The organism is Cupriavidus sp. 22TCCZM04-2, from assembly GCF_057798895.1.
Genome location: NZ_JBYOJS010000014.1, coordinates 1 through 16,972, shown reverse-complemented (window position 1 = coordinate 16,972; position 16,972 = coordinate 1). Strand labels below are relative to the sequence as shown.

16 protein-coding genes are annotated in these 16,972 nt (G+C 64.1%); 3 read left to right on the top strand and 13 right to left on the bottom strand.

The window, feature by feature from the left end; all coding sequences use genetic code 11:
- Window positions 1–5 precede the first annotated feature (5 nt).
- The 13 genes from leuC to AC3FKG_RS19805 all read right to left on the bottom strand — a co-directional run bounded on the left by leuC (window position 6) and on the right by AC3FKG_RS19805 (window position 13,306).
- Window positions 6–1,415 (bottom strand): 3-isopropylmalate dehydratase large subunit, encoded by a 1,410-nt coding sequence (gene leuC / locus AC3FKG_RS19865; protein WP_483708696.1) that lies wholly within the window; start codon window positions 1,413–1,415, stop codon window positions 6–8.
- Between the two features lie 319 nt (window positions 1,416–1,734).
- The gene (locus tag AC3FKG_RS19860) at window positions 1,735–2,436 is read right to left on the bottom strand and encodes an ABC transporter ATP-binding protein (protein ID WP_483708697.1); all 702 of its coding nucleotides are present in this window, start codon (window positions 2,434–2,436) and stop codon (window positions 1,735–1,737) included.
- Window positions 2,436–3,209, bottom strand: a complete 774-nt coding sequence (gene livG, locus AC3FKG_RS19855; protein WP_483708698.1) for a high-affinity branched-chain amino acid ABC transporter ATP-binding protein LivG — start codon at window positions 3,207–3,209, stop codon at window positions 2,436–2,438. The genes AC3FKG_RS19860 and livG overlap by 1 nt, the downstream gene beginning before the upstream one ends.
- Entirely contained in the window at window positions 3,206–4,459 is a 1,254-nt protein-coding gene (locus tag AC3FKG_RS19850; RefSeq protein ID WP_488743964.1) for a high-affinity branched-chain amino acid ABC transporter permease LivM, read from the bottom strand. The genes livG and AC3FKG_RS19850 overlap by 4 nt, the downstream gene beginning before the upstream one ends.
- 13 nt (window positions 4,460–4,472) lie before the next feature.
- Window positions 4,473–5,399: a high-affinity branched-chain amino acid ABC transporter permease LivH gene (gene livH, locus AC3FKG_RS19845; protein WP_483708700.1), complete on the bottom strand. Its 927-nt coding sequence runs from the start codon at window positions 5,397–5,399 to the stop codon at window positions 4,473–4,475.
- A gap of 90 nt (window positions 5,400–5,489) precedes the next feature.
- A complete protein-coding gene (locus AC3FKG_RS19840) occupies window positions 5,490–6,605 on the bottom strand; it encodes a branched-chain amino acid ABC transporter substrate-binding protein (protein WP_483708701.1) in 1,116 nt (371 codons plus the stop codon).
- Window positions 6,606–7,131: 526 nt separating this feature from the next.
- On the bottom strand, window positions 7,132–8,433 hold the full coding sequence (gene gltA, locus AC3FKG_RS19835) for a citrate synthase (protein WP_483708702.1): 1,302 nt from the start codon (window positions 8,431–8,433) through the stop codon (window positions 7,132–7,134).
- A 44-nt stretch (window positions 8,434–8,477) separates the two neighbouring features.
- Window positions 8,478–8,765, bottom strand: coding sequence for an FAD assembly factor SdhE (locus AC3FKG_RS19830; RefSeq protein WP_483708703.1), 288 nt, complete (start codon window positions 8,763–8,765; stop codon window positions 8,478–8,480).
- Window positions 8,766–8,857: 92 nt separating this feature from the next.
- Window positions 8,858–9,559 (bottom strand): succinate dehydrogenase iron-sulfur subunit, encoded by a 702-nt coding sequence (locus AC3FKG_RS19825; RefSeq protein WP_488743963.1) that lies wholly within the window; start codon window positions 9,557–9,559, stop codon window positions 8,858–8,860.
- Window positions 9,560–9,593: 34 nt separating this feature from the next.
- Complete coding sequence (sdhA, locus tag AC3FKG_RS19820; protein ID WP_488743962.1) at window positions 9,594–11,372, bottom strand: succinate dehydrogenase flavoprotein subunit; 1,779 nt, start codon at window positions 11,370–11,372, stop codon at window positions 9,594–9,596.
- 3 nt (window positions 11,373–11,375) lie between these two features.
- Window positions 11,376–11,741 (bottom strand): succinate dehydrogenase, hydrophobic membrane anchor protein, encoded by a 366-nt coding sequence (sdhD, locus tag AC3FKG_RS19815; RefSeq protein WP_483708705.1) that lies wholly within the window; start codon window positions 11,739–11,741, stop codon window positions 11,376–11,378.
- A gap of 11 nt (window positions 11,742–11,752) precedes the next feature.
- Entirely contained in the window at window positions 11,753–12,163 is a 411-nt protein-coding gene (gene sdhC / locus AC3FKG_RS19810; protein ID WP_483708706.1) for a succinate dehydrogenase, cytochrome b556 subunit, read from the bottom strand.
- Window positions 12,164–12,439: 276 nt separating this feature from the next.
- Entirely contained in the window at window positions 12,440–13,306 is an 867-nt protein-coding gene (locus tag AC3FKG_RS19805; RefSeq protein WP_483708707.1) for a GntR family transcriptional regulator, read from the bottom strand.
- Window positions 13,307–13,686: 380 nt separating this feature from the next.
- Here AC3FKG_RS19805 and AC3FKG_RS19800 point away from each other — a divergent pair, with 380 nt between their 5' ends.
- The 3 genes from AC3FKG_RS19800 to prpC form a co-directional block, all read left to right on the top strand.
- Entirely contained in the window at window positions 13,687–14,670 is a 984-nt protein-coding gene (locus tag AC3FKG_RS19800; RefSeq protein ID WP_483708708.1) for a malate dehydrogenase, read from the top strand.
- Window positions 14,671–14,796: 126 nt separating this feature from the next.
- The gene (locus tag AC3FKG_RS19795) at window positions 14,797–15,777 is read left to right on the top strand and encodes an HpcH/HpaI aldolase/citrate lyase family protein (protein WP_488744011.1); all 981 of its coding nucleotides are present in this window, start codon (window positions 14,797–14,799) and stop codon (window positions 15,775–15,777) included.
- Window positions 15,778–15,833: 56 nt separating this feature from the next.
- Window positions 15,834–16,972 (top strand): bifunctional 2-methylcitrate synthase/citrate synthase (gene prpC / locus AC3FKG_RS19790; protein ID WP_488743961.1); only part of this gene is annotated, 1,139 nt, incomplete at its 3' end.

Below are 16,972 nucleotides of genomic sequence, written 5' to 3'. Positions count from 1 at the left end.
CGTCCTCAACCCAGCTTGCGGATATCGACGAAATGGCCTTCGATGGCGGCGGCAGCCGCCATCGCAGGGCTCACCAGGTGCGTACGTCCACCCGCGCCCTGGCGGCCTTCGAAGTTGCGGTTCGACGTGGATGCGCAGCGCTCGCCCGGATCGAGTCGGTCGGCATTCATGGCGAGGCACATCGAGCAGCCGGGCTCGCGCCATTCGAAGCCCGCGGCCTTGAACACCTTGTCCAGCCCTTCGCGCTCGGCCTGCTCCTTGACCAGGCCCGAACCGGGCACCACCATCGCCAGCTTGACGTTGGACGCCACCTTGCGGCCCAGCTTCTGCACGACCCACGCGGCGGCGCGCATGTCTTCGATGCGGCTGTTGGTGCAGGAGCCGATGAACACCTTGTCAACGTTGATGCTCTCGATCGGCACGTTGGGTTGGAGGTTCATGTACTCGAGCGCGCGCTCCATGGCGTTGCGCTTGGTCGGGTCCTTTTCCTTCTCGGGGTCCGGCACGCGGTCTTCGATGCTGACCACCATCTCGGGCGAAGTGCCCCAGGTCACCTGCGGGCGGATTTCTTCGGCACGCAGCTCGACCACCTGATCGAACTTGGCGCCGGCGTCCGAGTGCAGCGTACGCCAGTAGCCCACGGCCTGCTCCCACTCCACGCCTTGCGGGGCGTACGGGCGGCCCTTCACGTATTCGAGCGTGACGTTGTCCACCGCCACCAGGCCCGCGCGCGCACCGGCTTCGATGGCCATGTTGCAGACCGTCATGCGGCCTTCCATGGTCAGGTCGCGGATCGCCGAGCCAGCGAACTCGATGGTGTAGCCCGTGCCGCCGGCCGTGCCAATCTTGCCGATGATCGCCAGCACGATATCCTTGGCGGTGCAGCCGCGCGGCAGCTTGCCTTCCACGCTGACCAGCATGTTCTTGGCCTTCTTGCCCAGCAGCGTCTGGGTGGCCAGCACGTGCTCGACTTCCGACGTGCCGATACCGTGCGCGAGCGCGCCGAAGGCGCCGTGCGTGGACGTATGCGAATCGCCGCACACCACCGTCATGCCCGGCAGCGTCGCGCCCTGCTCCGGCCCGATCACGTGCACGATGCCCTGGCGATGATCGTTCATCTTGAACTGGGTAATGCCGAAGCTGTCGCAATTGGCGTCCAGCGTATCGACCTGCAGCTTCGACACCGGATCGGCGATGCCCTGGGTGCGATCGGTCGTCGGCACGTTGTGGTCCGACACCGCCAGGTTGGCGCTGATGCGCCATACCGGGCGCTCCGCCATCTTCAGGCCTTCGAACGCCTGCGGGCTCGTGACTTCATGCAGCAGGTGGCGGTCGATGTAGAGCAGCGTGGTGCCGTCTTCCTCGACGTGGACGGTGTGGTCATCCCAGAGTTTGTCGTAGAGCGTCTTGGCCATGATGCAGGGGGCGGCCAGCGTCCAGTTTCGGTGGAAATGGCGCGGTGCCGCGTAGTGGTTTGCAGGGATCTTTTCTTGTCCGCCCGCCTCGTTGCCGGAGGGCAGGACACCGTGACGACAACCGCGATAATGACGCCGGAAGCCGCCCGAAGCGAGCGCTTTTGCGATGCTTGACTTCTCAAGCGATTATGCCACGGGACCAGCGCCAGCCGGCCCCGGCACAGCGTTGCGCTGCGCCGCGATTGGCGAAAGGGGGCCTTCGCGGATGGCGAAAGCACTTTTGCCCCCTCGCTCCCGCATGGGAACGAGGGGAGCAGGATCAGCCGCCCAGGTAGGCCGCCTTGATCCGGTCGTTGGCCAGCAGGTTGGCGCCGGTATCGGCCAGCACGACCTTGCCGGTTTCCAGCACGTAGCCGCGGTCGGCCACCTGCAGCGCCTTGTTGGCATTCTGCTCGACCAGGAACACCGTGACGCCCTCCTGCCGGATGGTGCGGATGATGTCGAAGATCTGCGCGATGACCAGCGGCGCCAGGCCAAGCGTGGGCTCGTCCAGCAACAGCAGGCGCGGCCGGCTCATCAGCGCGCGGCCGATCGCCAGCATCTGCTGCTCGCCGCCCGACATGGTGCCGGCACGCTGGCCCGAGCGCTGGTTCAGCCGCGGGAACAGCTTGAACACATGCTCGATGCCCGCCTCGATTTCATCGCGCTTGGCGAAGAACGCCCCCATCTTCAGGTTTTCGAGCACCGTCAGGCTCGGAAACACGCGCCGCCCTTCGGGCGAGATGGCCATGCCCATGCGCATGATTTCGTGCGTGGAGCGGCCGGTGATCTCCTGCCCCTCGAACAGCACGCGGCCGCTCGAGGCGCGCGGCGAGCCGCACACGGTCATCATCAGCGTCGTCTTGCCGGCGCCATTGCTGCCGATCAGGGTGACGATCTCCCCCTTGTTGACTTCGATCGATACGCCCGACAGCGCCTCCACGGCGCCGTAGTGGGTATGGACCTGTTCCAGCTTCAGCATCAGTCCTCTCCCAGGTAGGCCTTGATCACGCGCGGGTCGTTGCGCACTTCGTCGGGCTTGCCGATCACGATCGGCTTGCCGTGCTCCATCACCAGGATGCGGTCCGACACGCCCATCACCAGGCTCATGTCGTGCTCGATCAGCAGCACGGCGATGCCAAACTCCTTGCGCAGCTGGTCGATGAGCTGCGACAGCTCGATCTTCTCCTGCGGGTTCAGGCCCGCGGCGGGCTCGTCGAGCATCAGCAGGCGCGGCTTGGTGATCATGCAGCGCGCGATCTCCAGCCGGCGCTGGTGGCCGTATGACAGCGTGCCGGCCTCGCGGTTGGCGACCTTGGTCAGGCCCATGCGCTCCAGCCAGTCAGCGGCACGCTGCAGCGCCTCGCGCTCGGCGCGGCGGTAGGCCGGCGTGGCGAACAGCCCGCGCAGGAGGCCGGCCTGCACCTGGAGGTGCTGCGCGACGAGAAGGTTCTCCACCACCGTCAGGTTCTTGAACAGGCGGATGTTCTGGAACGTGCGCACCAGGCCGTGGCGCGCCACCATATGGCTCGGCAGGCCGGCGATGGCGTGGCCGTCCATGGTGACCTCGCCCGCCGTCGGCTTGTAGAAGCCGCCGACGCAGTTGAACACCGTGGTCTTGCCGGCGCCGTTCGGGCCGATGATCGCGAAGACCTCGTCGCGCTTCACGTCGAATTCGATTCCATCCACCGCCAGCAGGCCGCCGAAGCGCATCTGCAGGCCGGAGACCTTCAGCAATTCTGCATTGGCACTCATCGCGGCAACTCCACGTGCGGACGGCTCGCGGGCAGCAGGCCCTGCGGACGCCACATCATCATCAGGACCATCACCAGGCCGAAAATCAGCATCCGGTACTCGGCAAAGCCGCGCGCCACTTCGGGCAGCACGGTCAGCAGGATCGCCGCCAGGATCACGCCCAGCTGCGAGCCCATGCCGCCCAGCACCACCACGGCCAGCACCAGCGCCGATTCGATGAAAGTGAACGATTCCGGGTTGACCAGCCCCTGGCGCGCCGCAAAGAACGCGCCGCCGATGCCGGCAAAGGCCGCGCCCAGCGTGAACGCCGACAGCTTGATGCGGGTCGGGTTCAGGCCCAGCGAACGGCACGCGATCTCGTCTTCGCGCAGCGCTTCCCAGGCACGGCCCATCGGCATGCGGATCAGGCGACTGGTGACGAACAGCGTAAAGCCCACCAGCAGCAGCGCGATCAGGTACAGGAAGATCACCATGTGCTCGCCCTGGTAGTCCAGGCCGATCAGCTCGTGGAACGTGCGTGCGCCCTCCACGCTGGCGCTGCGCGCCATCTCGAAGCCGAACACGGTCGGTTTCGGAATGCCGGAGATGCCGTCCGGGCCGCCGGTGTACTCGGTCAGGTTGCGCGCGAGCAGGCGGATGATCTCGCCAAAGCCCAGCGTCACGATAGCCAAGTAGTCGCCGCGCAGGCGCAGCACCGGGAACCCGAGCAGGAAACCGAAGGTGGCCGACATCCCCGCCGCGATCGGCAGGCATTCCCAGAAGCTGAGCCCGAAGTACTGGTTCAGCATCGCGTAGGTGTAGCCACCGACGGCGTAGAAGCCCACGTAGCCCAGGTCCAGCAGGCCGGCAAAGCCGACCACGATGTTCAGGCCCAGCCCCAGGATCACGTAGATCAGCGCCAGCGTGGCCACGTCCACCGCGCCGCGCGAGCCGAAGAACGGCCACACCAGGCCGACGGCCAGCAGCACCCACACCGCTGCGCGCTGCTGCCCCACGCCGAGCTGCGGCATGGCCGGCAGGCGCACGGCATTGCCCGCGCGCGTCAGCAGCGGCTTGAACAGCTGGAACAGGAAGACCGCCGCCACGGCGATCCACACCGGCCGCCAGTGCGGCTCCAGCACGACCTTGTAGCCTTCCAGCTTGAGCTGCAGGCCAAGGACGGGAATGGTCAGGATGGCCGTCATCACGGCGGCCATCACCGCATTCTTCAGGGATTGCCCGGCGGGCATTGCAGAAGTCCGGTTTGTCATGTCGCGTTTCCCCTCAGACCTTTTCCACGTCCGGCTTGCCGAGCAGGCCGGTCGGGCGGAACAGCAGCACCAGCACCAGCAGGCTGAATGCCACCACGTCCTTGTATTCGGCCGGCATGTAGCCGGAGGCGAAAGTCTCGGCCAGTCCCAGCAGCACGCCGCCAAGCATCGCGCCCGGGATGCTGCCGATGCCGCCGAGCACCGCGGCCGTGAACGCCTTGATGCCGGCGATAAAGCCGATAAACGGATTGAGCTTGCCGATGGTCAGCCCGATCAGCACACCGCCGACCGCGGCCAGCATCGCGCCGAGCACGAACGTGAACGAGATCACGCGGTTTGTGTCGATGCCGAGCAGGTTGGCCATGCGCATGTCTTCGGCGCAGGCGCGGCAGGCGCGGCCCATGCGCGAATGCCCGATGAAGAGGGTCAGCGCGATCATCAGCACCAGCGTCACGCCGACGATCAGCAAGCGCGAGTACGGTACGGTGACGACGAAGTCGCCGCCCATCTGGAACTCGATGGCGCCCGAGATCAGGATCGGCACGGACACGTCGCGTGCGCCCTGCCCGATCTGCACATAGTTCTGCAGGAAGATCGACATGCCGATGGCCGAGATCAGCGGCACCAGCCGCGGCCCGCCGCGCAAGGGGCGATACGCCACGCGCTCGACCGCGAAGCCATAGCAGCCGGTGACCAGGACGGATACCAGCAGCGCGGCACCCAGCACGAGCGGCAAGGGATAGCCGGCCTGCACGCCGATAGCGGTCAGTGTGACCAGGCCCACGTAGGCGCCGATCATGTAGATCTCGCCGTGGGCAAAGTTGATCATGCCGATGATGCCGTAGACCATCGTGTAGCCGATGGCGATCAGCGCATAGATCGCACCCAGCGTCAGGCCGTTGACCAGCTGCTGGGTGAACTGTGGAAGAAATTCGTTCATGGGGGAAGCCTCAGGAAATCGAAGCCCGATAGCGGAACATCCCGCCGCCCCTTGTGGGGGCGCGGGATGCCGGCGAAGGAAATGCCCGGATTAGTTGGCGGCGGTCTTGCTGGCGTCCTTGTGCCAGGTGTAGACCACGAACTTGAAGGACTTCAGGTCGCCCTTGTCGTCGTACTCGACCTTGCCGATCGGGGTCTGGAAGGCGTTCTTGTGCATGTACGCCGCGACCTTGGCCGGATCGGTGCTCTTGGCGCCGGCGATGGCGTCGCCAACGATCTTGACGGCGGCGTAGGCCGGCATCTGGAACGGACCGTTGGCGTCACGCTTCTTGTCGGCGAAAGCCTTCACCAGGCCGGCATTGGCCGGATCGGCCGAGAAGTCGGCCGGCAGCGTCACCAGCATGCCTTCGGAGGCCGGACCGGCAATCGCGGTCACGTCCTTGTTGCCCACGCCTTCGGGACCCATGAAAGTGGCCTTCACGCCCTGCTCGCGCGCCTGGCGCATCAGCAGGCCCATTTCCGGGTGGTAGCCGCCGAAGTACACGAAGTCCACGCCTTGCGACTTCAGCTTGGTGATGACGGCCGAGTAGTCCGAATCGCCGGCGTTGATGCCTTCAAACACGACCACGGGGATCTTGGCGGCGTCCAGGTCCTTCTTCACCGAAGTGGCGATGCCCTGGCCGTACGACTGCTTGTCGTGCAGTACCGCGACCTTCTTCGGCTTGACCTTGGTGATGATGTACTGGGCGGCAGCCGGACCCTGCTGGTCGTCGCGGCCGATGGTGCGGAAGATGAACTTGCGCTTTTTGGCCTCGGTCAGCTGCGGCGCGGTGGCCGACGGCGTGACCATCACGATGCCTTCGTTCTCGTAGATGTCCGAAGCCGGAATGGTCGAACCCGAGCAGACGTGGCCGATCACGTACTTGATGCCCTGGCTGACAATCTTGTTGGCCACGGCCACGGCCTGCTTCGGCTCGCAGGCGTCGTCCATCAGCACCGCTTCGAACTTGTTGCCGCCGGCGCCGCCAGCTGCGTTGATCTGTTCGATGGCGGTCAGCGCACCGGCCTTGACCATGTCGCCATACTGGGCAACCGAACCGCTCATCGGGCCGGCAATGGCGATCTTCACGGTTTCGGCGTTGGCGGCAGCGCCAAGGGTAGCCAGCACGGCGGCCAGCGAAATGGACGTAAGGCGGGAAAGCGTCATCGGGTGCTCCTCGATTGGTTTTGTGGTCATACGGGCAGAGACAGCATGACCTGCGCAATCGAACTACACACCGCGGACGACAGGGGAAACCAGGTCCGAGACGCGGCAGACGGGTCCGGCAAGAAGACAGCAGATGCGGGGCCCGGCATGTGTCAGCCCCCGGAAGGATCAGGGGAGCATGGTTCGGAAAGACAACGTTTGATGCGTTCTCTATTGCGCAAGCGCTGTCGCCTGCCCCGCTTGCCGCACGGCGTGCCGGAGGGTAACCCGGCTGCCATCGGCAGAGCAGCCCGCATTATAGGGTCAAATTCCCCGCCGGAAGCGAAAATCGCACAACAAATGCGGAACCTAGTTGACAGATTGCGACACAATTCTCCACAAATTGCGCTTCTGACCACTTGGCGTGCAATTTTCTGCTCTCACATTCGCCGCATCGCACAAGGCCCTGAAGCCAGAAAGACGAACGCCCCGGCGGGCCGGGGCGTTTGCGATTTGCTGCATTGCGCAGCAGCAGGCAGTGGAAGGCTTAGCGCTTGTCCACGTCCGGCACGTTGCGCGTGGCGGCGCCGTTGAACAGCTGGCGCGGACGGCCGATCTTGTATTCCGGATCGGTGATCATTTCTTCCCACTGCGAGATCCAGCCCGGGGTACGAGCCAGCGCGAAGATGCAGGTGAACAGCGACGTCGGGATGCCCAGCGCGCGCTGGACGATGCCCGAGTAGAAGTCGACGTTCGGGTACAGCTTGCGGCTGACGAAGTACTCGTCTTCCAGCGCGATCTTTTCCAGCTCCATGGCGAGCTTGAACAGCGGGTCGTTGTGCAGGCCCAGTTCGTTCAGCACTTCATGGCAGGTTTCGCGCATCAGCTTGGCGCGCGGATCGTAGTTCTTGTACACGCGGTGGCCAAAGCCCATCAGGCGCACGCCCGAGTTCTTGTCCTTGACCTGCTTGATGAACTCGCCGATGTTGTCGACGCTGCCGATTTCTTCCAGCATCTTCAGTGCGGCTTCGTTGGCGCCGCCGTGGGCCGGACCCCACAGGCAGGCCACGCCGGCGGCGATGGCGGCAAACGGGTTCGTACCCGACGAGCCAGCCAGGCGCACGGTCGAGGTCGAAGCATTCTGCTCGTGGTCGGCGTGCAGAATGAAGATGCGGTCCAGCGCGCGCTCGAGCACCGGGTTCACGGTGTACGGGGCGCACGGCGTGCCGAACAGCATGCGCAGGAAGTTGCCCGAGTAGGACAGGTCATTCTGCGGATAGATGTACGGCTGGCCGATGTTGTACTTGTACGCCATGGCGACCATGGTCGGCATCTTGGCGATCAGGCGGATGGCCGAGATCTCGCGCTGGTGCGGATCGTCGATGTCCATCGCGTCGTGGTAGAACGCGCTCATGGCACCCACCAGGCCCGTCAGCACGGCCATCGGGTGGGCATCGCGGCGGAAACCGCGCATGAAGAACTGCAGCTGCTCGTGAACCATGGTGTGGTTCATGACGTGGCCAACGAATTCTTCCTTCTGCTTGGCGTTGGGCAGCTCGCCCTTCAGCAGCAGGTAGCAGGTTTCGAGGTGGTCGCACTTCTGCGCCAGCTGCTCGATCGGGTAGCCGCGGTACAGCAGCTCGCCCTTGTCGCCGTCGATGTAGGTGATCTTCGAATTACACGAAGCCGTCGACATGAAACCGGGGTCGTAGGTGAACTTGCCGGTCTGGCCGTACAGCTTGCGAATGTCGATCACGTCCGGGCCCACGGTGCCCTGGTAAATCGGCAGCTCAACGCTGGGGGAACCATCGGAGAACGATAGCGTGGCTTTCACATCGGACGGCGTCATGTCGGATCCTTCAAATGCTGTGAATAATAGTATTGACCAAAAACTCAGACCGAACGCAGCAGGCCAATAATGCGCTGCATCGGGGGCGTGTCGAGTTCACCGTCGAGCTCCTTGCGGGCAAGGAGCAGGTCCATCAACTCGTTGTCGCTGAGCTCGAACAGCGTGCTCAGCGAAGCCACATCCTCGTCGGACAGGCTCTCCTCGTAACGGTTGAAAAATCGCTCGACGATGATGTCGTTCTCCAGAAGGCCGCGGCGCGCACGCCAGCGCAGACGCGCGCGTTTGTGTGGATCGGCCTGGTGGGAGAAGATGGTGGCGGGACTCTCGGTCATGGCATCCTGCTTTCCGGCGCGCCTGCCTGATATTGCCGCTCAGGCCGACGCGCCGCTTACAACAACTGCTTTCTACTGCGAACTCCGCCGGATCAGACCGCGCGGCGGACCATCAGCTCTTTGATCTTGCCGATGGCCTTGGTCGGGTTCAGACCCTTCGGGCACACGTCGACGCAGTTCATGATGCTGTGGCAGCGGAACAGGCGGTACGGGTCGTTCAGGTTGTCCAGACGCTCGCCGGTGGCCTGGTCGCGGCTATCCGCGATGAAGCGGTAAGCCTGCAGCAGGCCGGCCGGGCCGACGAACTTGTCCGGATTCCACCAGAACGACGGGCACGACGTCGAGCAGCTCGCGCACAGAATGCACTCGTACAGGCCGTCCAGCTCGTCGCGCTGCTCCGGCGACTGCAGGCGCTCTTTCTCGGGCGGCGGCTCGTCGTTGATCAGGAACGGCTTGATCGAGTTGTACTGCTTGAAGAACTGCGTCATGTCGACGATCAGGTCGCGCACGACCGGCAGGCCAGGCAGCGGACGCAGCACGATGCGGTCAGGCAGCTCGCGCATATTGGTCAGGCACGCCAGGCCGTTCTTGCCGTTGATGTTCATCGCGTCCGAACCGCACACGCCTTCACGGCACGAGCGGCGGAACGAGATGGTCTCGTCCAGCCTCTTCAGCTTGACCAGCGCGTCCAGCAGCATGCGCTCGTGACCATCGAGCTCGACCTCGTAGGTCTGCATGCGAGGTGCCGCGTCCTTGTCCGGATCGTAGCGGTAGACTTCGAAAATACGCTTCATTTCTGTGGGTCCTGTTTTCTCTACGATGCGGTGCTCAGAAGGTACGGGCCTTCGGCGGAACGCTTTCCACCGTCAGCGGCTCCATCTTCACCGGCTTGTAGTCGAGGCGGTTGCCTTCGCTGTAGAACAGCGTGTGCTTGAGCCAGTTCTGGTCGTCGCGGTTCGGGAAGTCGCTGTGTGCGTGTGCACCGCGCGACTCCTTGCGGGCAGCCGCCGAGATCATGGTGGCCTTGGCCACTTCCACCAGGTTGGCCACTTCCAGGGCTTCCACCAGTGCGGTGTTGAAGACCTTGGACTTGTCCTTGAGGTGGATGTTGTTGGCGCGCTCCGACACTTCCAGGATGCGCTCCACGCCTTCGTCCATCAGCTTCTGCGTACGGAACACGCCGGCATGCGACTGCATGTTCTTGCGGATGTCGTTGGCGACGTCCTGCGTGTACTCGCCCGACGACGTGCCCTGCAGCTTGGCCAGGCGCGACATCGCGAGGTCGGCGGCGTCGGCCGGCAGCGGCTTGTGTTCCTTCTGCTTCAGGTTCTGCGCGATGATGTGGTTGCCAGCCGCACGGCCGAACACCACGAGGTCGAGCAGCGAGTTGGTGCCCAGGCGGTTGGCGCCGTGCACCGACACGCACGAGCATTCGCCGATCGCGTAGAAACCGTTGAGCACTTCGTTCGGGTTGCCGTTCTTCGGCACCACGACCTGGCCATGGTAGTTCGTCGGAATGCCGCCCATCTGGTAGTGGATGGTCGGGACGACGGGGATCGGTTCCTTGATCGCGTCGACGTTGGCGAACTTCATGCCGATCTCGCGGATCGACGGCAGGCGCTTCATGATGGTCTCGGCACCGACGTGGGTCAGGTCGAGCAGCACGTAGTCGCCGTTAGGGCCACAGCCGCGGCCTTCCTTGATTTCCTGGTCCATCGAGCGCGACACGAAGTCGCGCGGCGCCAGATCCTTCAGCGTCGGGGCATAGCGCTCCATGAAGCGCTCGCCGTCCTTGTTGCGCAGGATACCGCCTTCGCCGCGCACGCCTTCGGTGATCAGCACGCCCGCGCCGGCCACGCCGGTCGGGTGGAACTGCCAGAACTCCATGTCTTCCAGGGGCACGCCTGCGCGCGCCGCCATGCCCAGGCCGTCACCGGTGTTGATGAAGGCGTTGGTGGAAGCCGCGTAGATACGTCCGGCACCGCCGGTCGCAAACAGCGTGGTCTTGGCTTCGAGGATGTAGACCTCGCCGGTTTCCATTTCCAGCGCGGTCACGCCCAGCACGTCGCCGTCCTGGTCGCGGATCAGGTCCAGCGCCATCCACTCGACGAAGAAGTGGGTCTTGGCGCGCACGTTGCGCTGGTACAGCGTGTGCAGCAGTGCGTGGCCGGTACGGTCCGCCGCGGCGCAGGCGCGCTGCACAGGCTTCTCGCCGTAGTTGGCGGTGTGGCCGCCGAACGGACGCTGGTAGATCGTGCCGTCCGCATTGCGGTCGAACGGCATGCCGAAGTGCTCGAGCTCGTACACGACCTTCGGGGCTTCACGGCACATGAACTCGATGGCGTCCTGGTCGCCCAGCCAGTCGGAGCCCTTGATGGTGTCGTAGAAGTGATAGTGCCAGTTGTCCTCGCTCATGTTGCCCAGCGAAGCACCGATGCCGCCCTGCGCCGCCACGGTGTGCGAACGGGTCGGGAACACCTTGGACAGCACGGCGACGTTCAGGCCGGCTTCCGCGAGCTGGAGGGATGCGCGCATCCCGGCGCCGCCAGCACCGACGATGACCACGTCAAAGCGGCGACGCGGCAATCCAGTCTTGACTGCGACCATTTATTACACCCTCCAGAGAATCTGAGCAGCGTAGCCCGCACAACCGACGAGCCACAGAATCGTAAGAACTTGCAGCACGAGGCGCAGCGCCATCGGCTTCACATAGTCCATCCAGATGTCGCGCACGCCGAACCAGGCGTGATACAGCAGCGACAGGATGGTCAGGAACGTGATGATCTTCATCCATTGATTGGAGAAGAGCCCTGCCCACGCTTCGTACGAAGCGCCGTTCGACAGCAGGAAGGCAATAGCCAGGACGATGGTGAAGACCACCATGATCACGGCCGTGACGCGTTGCGCGAGCCAGTCTTTCAGGCCGTAGTGCGCACCGACGACAAGACGCTTGGGACCGATATTATTGTTTGCCACCTTGATTCTCCTCAGAACAGGCCGAACAGCTTCAGGCCGAAAATCAGGGTAAGCAGCAGGCTGACAACCAGCACGCCGATGGCAGACTTGGCCGAAGCGGGCTTGGAGACGCCAACGTGCACGTCCAGCAGCAGGAAGCGGATACCAGCGCAGAAGTGATGCAGATAACCCCAGATCAGGGCCAGCACAACCAGCTTGACGAAGCCACCGGACAACAGCGCCGAGAACTTTGCGAAGCTCAGTTCGGAGGTAATGCTCTGCTCAAACAGGTACAGAACAAAGGGAAGAAGGAGGAACATCAAGGCACCGCTCACGCGATGCAGGATGGATACCTTGCCGGCCCAGGGCAACCGGTATTTCGCGATCTGCGAGACACCGATATTCCGGAACTCCGGCCTGGCTTGTTTGACGGCTTCAGCCATGCGAGACCCCAATTTGCGGTAAACAAAAAACGAAACTGCCATTGCCCTGCATGCAAAAGAATGCATTGGGGCAAATCCATGAGATTTTAGCGCCTTTGTTGCGCGCCGCACCAATAATTTTCAGCTATCAGGCCCGGACAGGCGGCGCCCGACAATCGCACACAGCAATGCGGGAAGTGCAAAAACCACCCGCGCCCCGCAATAGCCGCAACCATCATGACGAATATCGCAATAATCATGGCGCCCGGCCCGCCGGCAGCCGCGATATTCCGATATTCAACTCAGGTCATTCTGGTAATAGTGGCGCGTGGTCACGTACAGCCCGCGCCTCACCTCGACCGGACGGTCGCCGTAGGTATACGACACGCGCTCGACCGACAGCAGCGGCGACCCGACCGGGACAGACAGCAAGGTAGCCGCCGTCTCGTCGGCGGCTACCGCACGGATTTTCTCGGAGGCCCGAATCATGCGGGTACCGAACTCGGCCTCGAACAATGCGTACATGGGGCCCTTCCACTCGGTCAGCTTCTCTGCCGTGAGCCCCTTGAAGTTGGCGCCGAGCAGCCAGATCTCGTCCAGCACGGTCGACTCGCCCGAAAATGTCAGCACACGGCGAATCTGCACGACGCTGTCGCCGGTACGGATATCGAGCAGCCGGGCAATCTCCGCGGGCGCGCGCAGCCGCTTGCACTCGAGCACCTGGCTGGCGCCATAATGCGGCTCCCCTTCGTCCGGCACCAGCCGCAGGAAGCGGAACTTCACCACGTCTTCGTGGTGGGTGGTGACGAAGGTACCCTTACCCTGCCGGCGCGCCACCAGGTTGTCGGCGGCGAGCTCGTCGATGGCCTTGCGCACGGTGCCCTGGCTGACCTTGTAGCGCGATGCCAGCTCCATTTCGCTGGGAATCATCTCGCCCGGCTTCCACTCGCCCGATTGCAGGCTGCGCGTGATCAGGGCCTTGATCTGCTGGTAGAGCGGACTGAATGTAGGCGACGGCACGGCGTGGGCCGCGGCAAGCGCGGCCGGCGGGTGGGAGGGCGATGGTGACGACTGCGCCCCGGCGCCGGAACTGGAATTGGCGGCGCCAGAATCCTGCGCTCCGGGTGCGGAGGCGCCGGTCAGGGACGTAGGCAGGGAGGACATAGGGGGGATTTCACCACAAAAGGGCAAAGCCCGTCCAGCCCGACGTTAAATGTCTTATGTCTTATATAAGACATATGAATTGACATCGCGGATGGCCGGGCCTACACTCGCGCTGGTCCACGCCGGCGGCACGCGTGACAGAAACAAGACAACCGTCCGATCTGGCTAACGCGCCCCGCTTCGCAGTAGACTTACGCTTCGTTGCCTTACCATGACCCGTTGTGGCTCTCCCTCACCGGCTCCGCCCCGTGGCCCTGCCACCTGGTTCCGGCGGACGGCTGCTCCCCGCTATGGCGACAACCAGCACCTGGTGACGTGCCTCCCCCTACGCGGCGCGCCACCCACCGGTTTCCCCCATCTTTTCGTTTGGAGATTTACTCATGGCTAAAGCCCCAATGCGCGTCGCAGTGACCGGCGCCGCTGGCCAGATCGGCTACTCCCTGCTGTTCCGCATCGCCAATGGCGACATGCTGGGCAAAGACCAGCCGGTCATCCTCCAACTGCTCGATCTGCCCCAGGCCCAGGCGGCCGTCAAGGGCGTGGTGATGGAACTGGAAGACTGCGCCTTCCCGCTGCTGGCTGGCGTGGTGATCACCGATGATCCGAAGGTCGCCTTCAAGGACGCCGACGTCGCCCTGCTGGTGGGCGCCCGTCCCCGCAGCAAGGGCATGGAGCGCAAGGACCTGCTCGAAGCCAACGCCCAGATCTTCACGGTGCAGGGCAAGGCACTGGACGAAGTCGCCAGCCGCAATGTCAAGGTGCTGGTGGTCGGCAACCCGGCCAACACCAATGCCTACATCGCCATGAAGTCGGCCCCGAGCCTGCCGCGCGAGAACTTCACCGCCATGCTGCGCCTGGACCACAACCGTGCCCTGTCGCAAATCGCCGCCAAGACCGGCAAGCCGGTGGCATCGATCGAGAAGATGTTCGTGTGGGGCAACCACAGCCCGACCATGTACGCCGACTACCGCTACGCAACCGTCGACGGCAAGAGCGTCAAGGACATGATCAACGACCCGGTGTGGAACAACGACGTGTTCCTGCCGACCGTCGGCAAGCGCGGCGCCGCCATCATCGAAGCCCGTGGCCTGTCGTCGGCCGCTTCGGCTGCCAATGCCGCCATCGACCACGTGCATGACTGGGTGCTGGGCACCAACGGCAAGGTCGTCACCATGGGCATCCCGTCGAACGGCGAATACGGCATCCCGGCCGACACCATGTTCGGCTACCCCGTGACCTGCGCCAACGGCAAGTACGAAATCGTCAAGGGCCTGGAGATCGACGACTACAGCCGTGAAAAGATCAACATCACCCTGAACGAACTGGAAGAAGAAAAGGCCGGCGTGCAGCACCTGCTCGGCTGATCTTCGGATCCATTCCGCCAGGGAAACCGGAGCACCGCAACGATTCAAGAATCGGCGCGGGCTCCGGTTTTTTGTTGGGCCGCGACCTTTCCCGGCGGCCCCAGATCATTTTTGACCAGAATCCAAGTGCACCCCTCCGAGGTCTTGTTCCAGGGCGAAGCCACCCCCACCCAGTTGCCGGTGTGCGATCACTACGCGGGCAGCGAAAGGCTGATGCTCAAATCGCTGGCCCTGCAGCAAGAGCTTGGTCCCGTCTTCGATATCACCTTTGACTGCGAAGACGGTGCCGCCGTGGGGCTGGAGCGCGAGCACGCCGAACTGTGCGCCGGGCTCGTGAACAGCCCGCTCAATCGGCACAATCGCGTGGGTGTGCGCATCCATGATCCTGCCCATTCAAGCTGGAAGCAGGATGTCGATGTGCTCGTGCGTGCCGCCGGCGCACGGCTGGCGTATGTGGTCGTGCCCAAGGTGACCGACGTTGTCGAAGTGGCGCGCGTGACCGACCACGTCAACCAGGCCGCACGCACGGCAGGCATTGCGCGTCACATTCCGATCCATGTACTGATCGAAACGCACGCCGCGCTCGAACAGGCTTTCGAAATCGCCTCGCTGGTGCAGGTCGAATGCCTGAGCTTCGGCCTGATGGACTTCGTGTCGGCCCACCACGGCGCCATTCCCGGCGATGCCATGCGTTCACCCCAGCAGTTCGAGCACCCGCTGATCCGCCGTGCCATGCTGGAGATTTCGGCCGCCTGCCATCGATACGGCAAGGTCCCTTCGCACAATGTCAGCACCGACGTGCAGGCCCCGCAGCGCGCGGGCGATGACGCGCTGCGCGCGCGCTCCGAGTTCGGCTACCTGCGCAAGTGGAGCATCCATCCGGGCCAGATCGAGCCGATCGTCGCCGCGTTCCGGCCTGGCATCGAGGAAATCGGCGCCGCCAGCCAGATCCTGCTGGCCGCCCACGAGAACAACTGGGCCCCGATCCGGCACGACGGGCAGTTGCACGACCGCGCCAGCTACCGCTACTACTGGTCGCTGCTGCAGCGCGCCCACGCCACGGGCACGCCACTGCCGGACAACGTGGCCGAGCTGTTCTTCGACTAGGCCGGGGCCCGCGTCCGCACAACATCCGGCAAATACCAAAATTCAAGGAGAACAGGATGTCCGCAACCAAGAACAAGGCGCGCGCTGAAGCCCCGCAGCCGACGGGGCCGAAGCCCAAGAAGTCCGTTGCCCTGTCGGGCGTGACCGCCGGTAACACCGCCCTGTGCACCGTTGGCCGTACCGGCAACGACCTGCACTACCGCGGCTATGACATCCTGGACGTGGCCGATGCCTGCGAGTTCGAGGAAATCGCCCACCTGCTGGTCCACGGCAAGCTGCCGAACAAGGCCGAACTGGCCGCGTACAAGACCAAGCTGAAGTCGCTGCGCGGCCTGCCCGCCAACGTCAAGGCCGCGCTGGAATGCGTGCCGGCCTCGGCCCACCCGATGGACGTGATGCGCACCGGCGTGTCGGTGCTGGGCACCGTGCTGCCGGAGAAGGACGACCACAACACCCCGGGCGCGCGCGACATCGCCGACCAGCTGATGGCCAGCCTGGGCTCGATGCTGCTGTACTGGTACCACTTCAGCCACAACGGCCGCCGCATCGAAGTCGAAACCGACGATGACTCCATCGGCGCCCACTTCCTGCACCTGCTGCACGGCAAGAAGCCGTCGGCCCAGTGGGAACGCGCGATGCACACCTCGATGATCCTGTACGCGGAGCACGAGTTCAACGCATCGACCTTCACCGGCCGCGTCATCGCCGGCACGGGCTCGGACATGCACTCGGCCATCTGCGGCGCGATCGGCGCGCTGCGCGGCCCCAAGCACGGCGGCGCCAATGAAGTGGCCTTCGAGATCCAGAAACGCTACGACAACGCCGACGAAGCCGAGGCGGATATCCGCCGCCGCGTGGAGAACAAGGAAGTCGTGATCGGCTTCGGCCATCCGGTGTACACCATTGCCGACCCGCGCAACCAGGTCATCAAGGCCACCGCGCGCGAACTGTCGAAGGAAGCCGGCTCGATGAAGATGTTCGACATCGCCGAGCGCCTGGAAACGGTGATGTGGGATATCAAGAAGATGTTCCCGAACCTGGACTGGTTCAGCGCCGTGAGCTATCACATGATGGGCGTGCCGACCGCGATGTTCACGCCGCTGTTCGTGATCGCGCGTACGTCGGGCTGGGCTGCGCACATCATCGAGCAGCGCATCGACAACAAGATCATCCGCCCGAGCGCCAACTACACTGG

Excerpts from the sequence above, each read along its gene's own strand:
- AC3FKG_RS19830 (WP_483708703.1), bottom strand. The coding sequence starts at position 8,765 with ATGACCGAGAGTCCCGCCACCATCTTCTCCCACCAGGCCGATCCACAC.
- gltA (WP_483708702.1), bottom strand. The coding sequence starts at position 8,433 with ATGACGCCGTCCGATGTGAAAGCCACGCTATCGTTCTCCGATGGTTCC.
- AC3FKG_RS19800 (WP_483708708.1), top strand. The coding sequence starts at position 13,687 with ATGGCTAAAGCCCCAATGCGCGTCGCAGTGACCGGCGCCGCTGGCCAG.
- leuC (WP_483708696.1), bottom strand. The coding sequence starts at position 1,415 with ATGGCCAAGACGCTCTACGACAAACTCTGGGATGACCACACCGTCCAC.
- AC3FKG_RS19840 (WP_483708701.1), bottom strand. The coding sequence starts at position 6,605 with ATGACGCTTTCCCGCCTTACGTCCATTTCGCTGGCCGCCGTGCTGGCT.
- sdhC (WP_483708706.1), bottom strand. The coding sequence starts at position 12,163 with ATGGCTGAAGCCGTCAAACAAGCCAGGCCGGAGTTCCGGAATATCGGT.
- AC3FKG_RS19805 (WP_483708707.1), bottom strand. The coding sequence starts at position 13,306 with ATGTCCTCCCTGCCTACGTCCCTGACCGGCGCCTCCGCACCCGGAGCG.
- livH (WP_483708700.1), bottom strand. The coding sequence starts at position 5,399 with ATGAACGAATTTCTTCCACAGTTCACCCAGCAGCTGGTCAACGGCCTG.
- AC3FKG_RS19860 (WP_483708697.1), bottom strand. The coding sequence starts at position 2,436 with ATGCTGAAGCTGGAACAGGTCCATACCCACTACGGCGCCGTGGAGGCG.
- sdhA (WP_488743962.1), bottom strand. The coding sequence starts at position 11,372 with ATGGTCGCAGTCAAGACTGGATTGCCGCGTCGCCGCTTTGACGTGGTC.
- AC3FKG_RS19850 (WP_488743964.1), bottom strand. The coding sequence starts at position 4,459 with ATGACAAACCGGACTTCTGCAATGCCCGCCGGGCAATCCCTGAAGAAT.
- livG (WP_483708698.1), bottom strand. The coding sequence starts at position 3,209 with ATGAGTGCCAATGCAGAATTGCTGAAGGTCTCCGGCCTGCAGATGCGC.
- AC3FKG_RS19825 (WP_488743963.1), bottom strand. The coding sequence starts at position 9,559 with ATGAAGCGTATTTTCGAAGTCTACCGCTACGATCCGGACAAGGACGCG.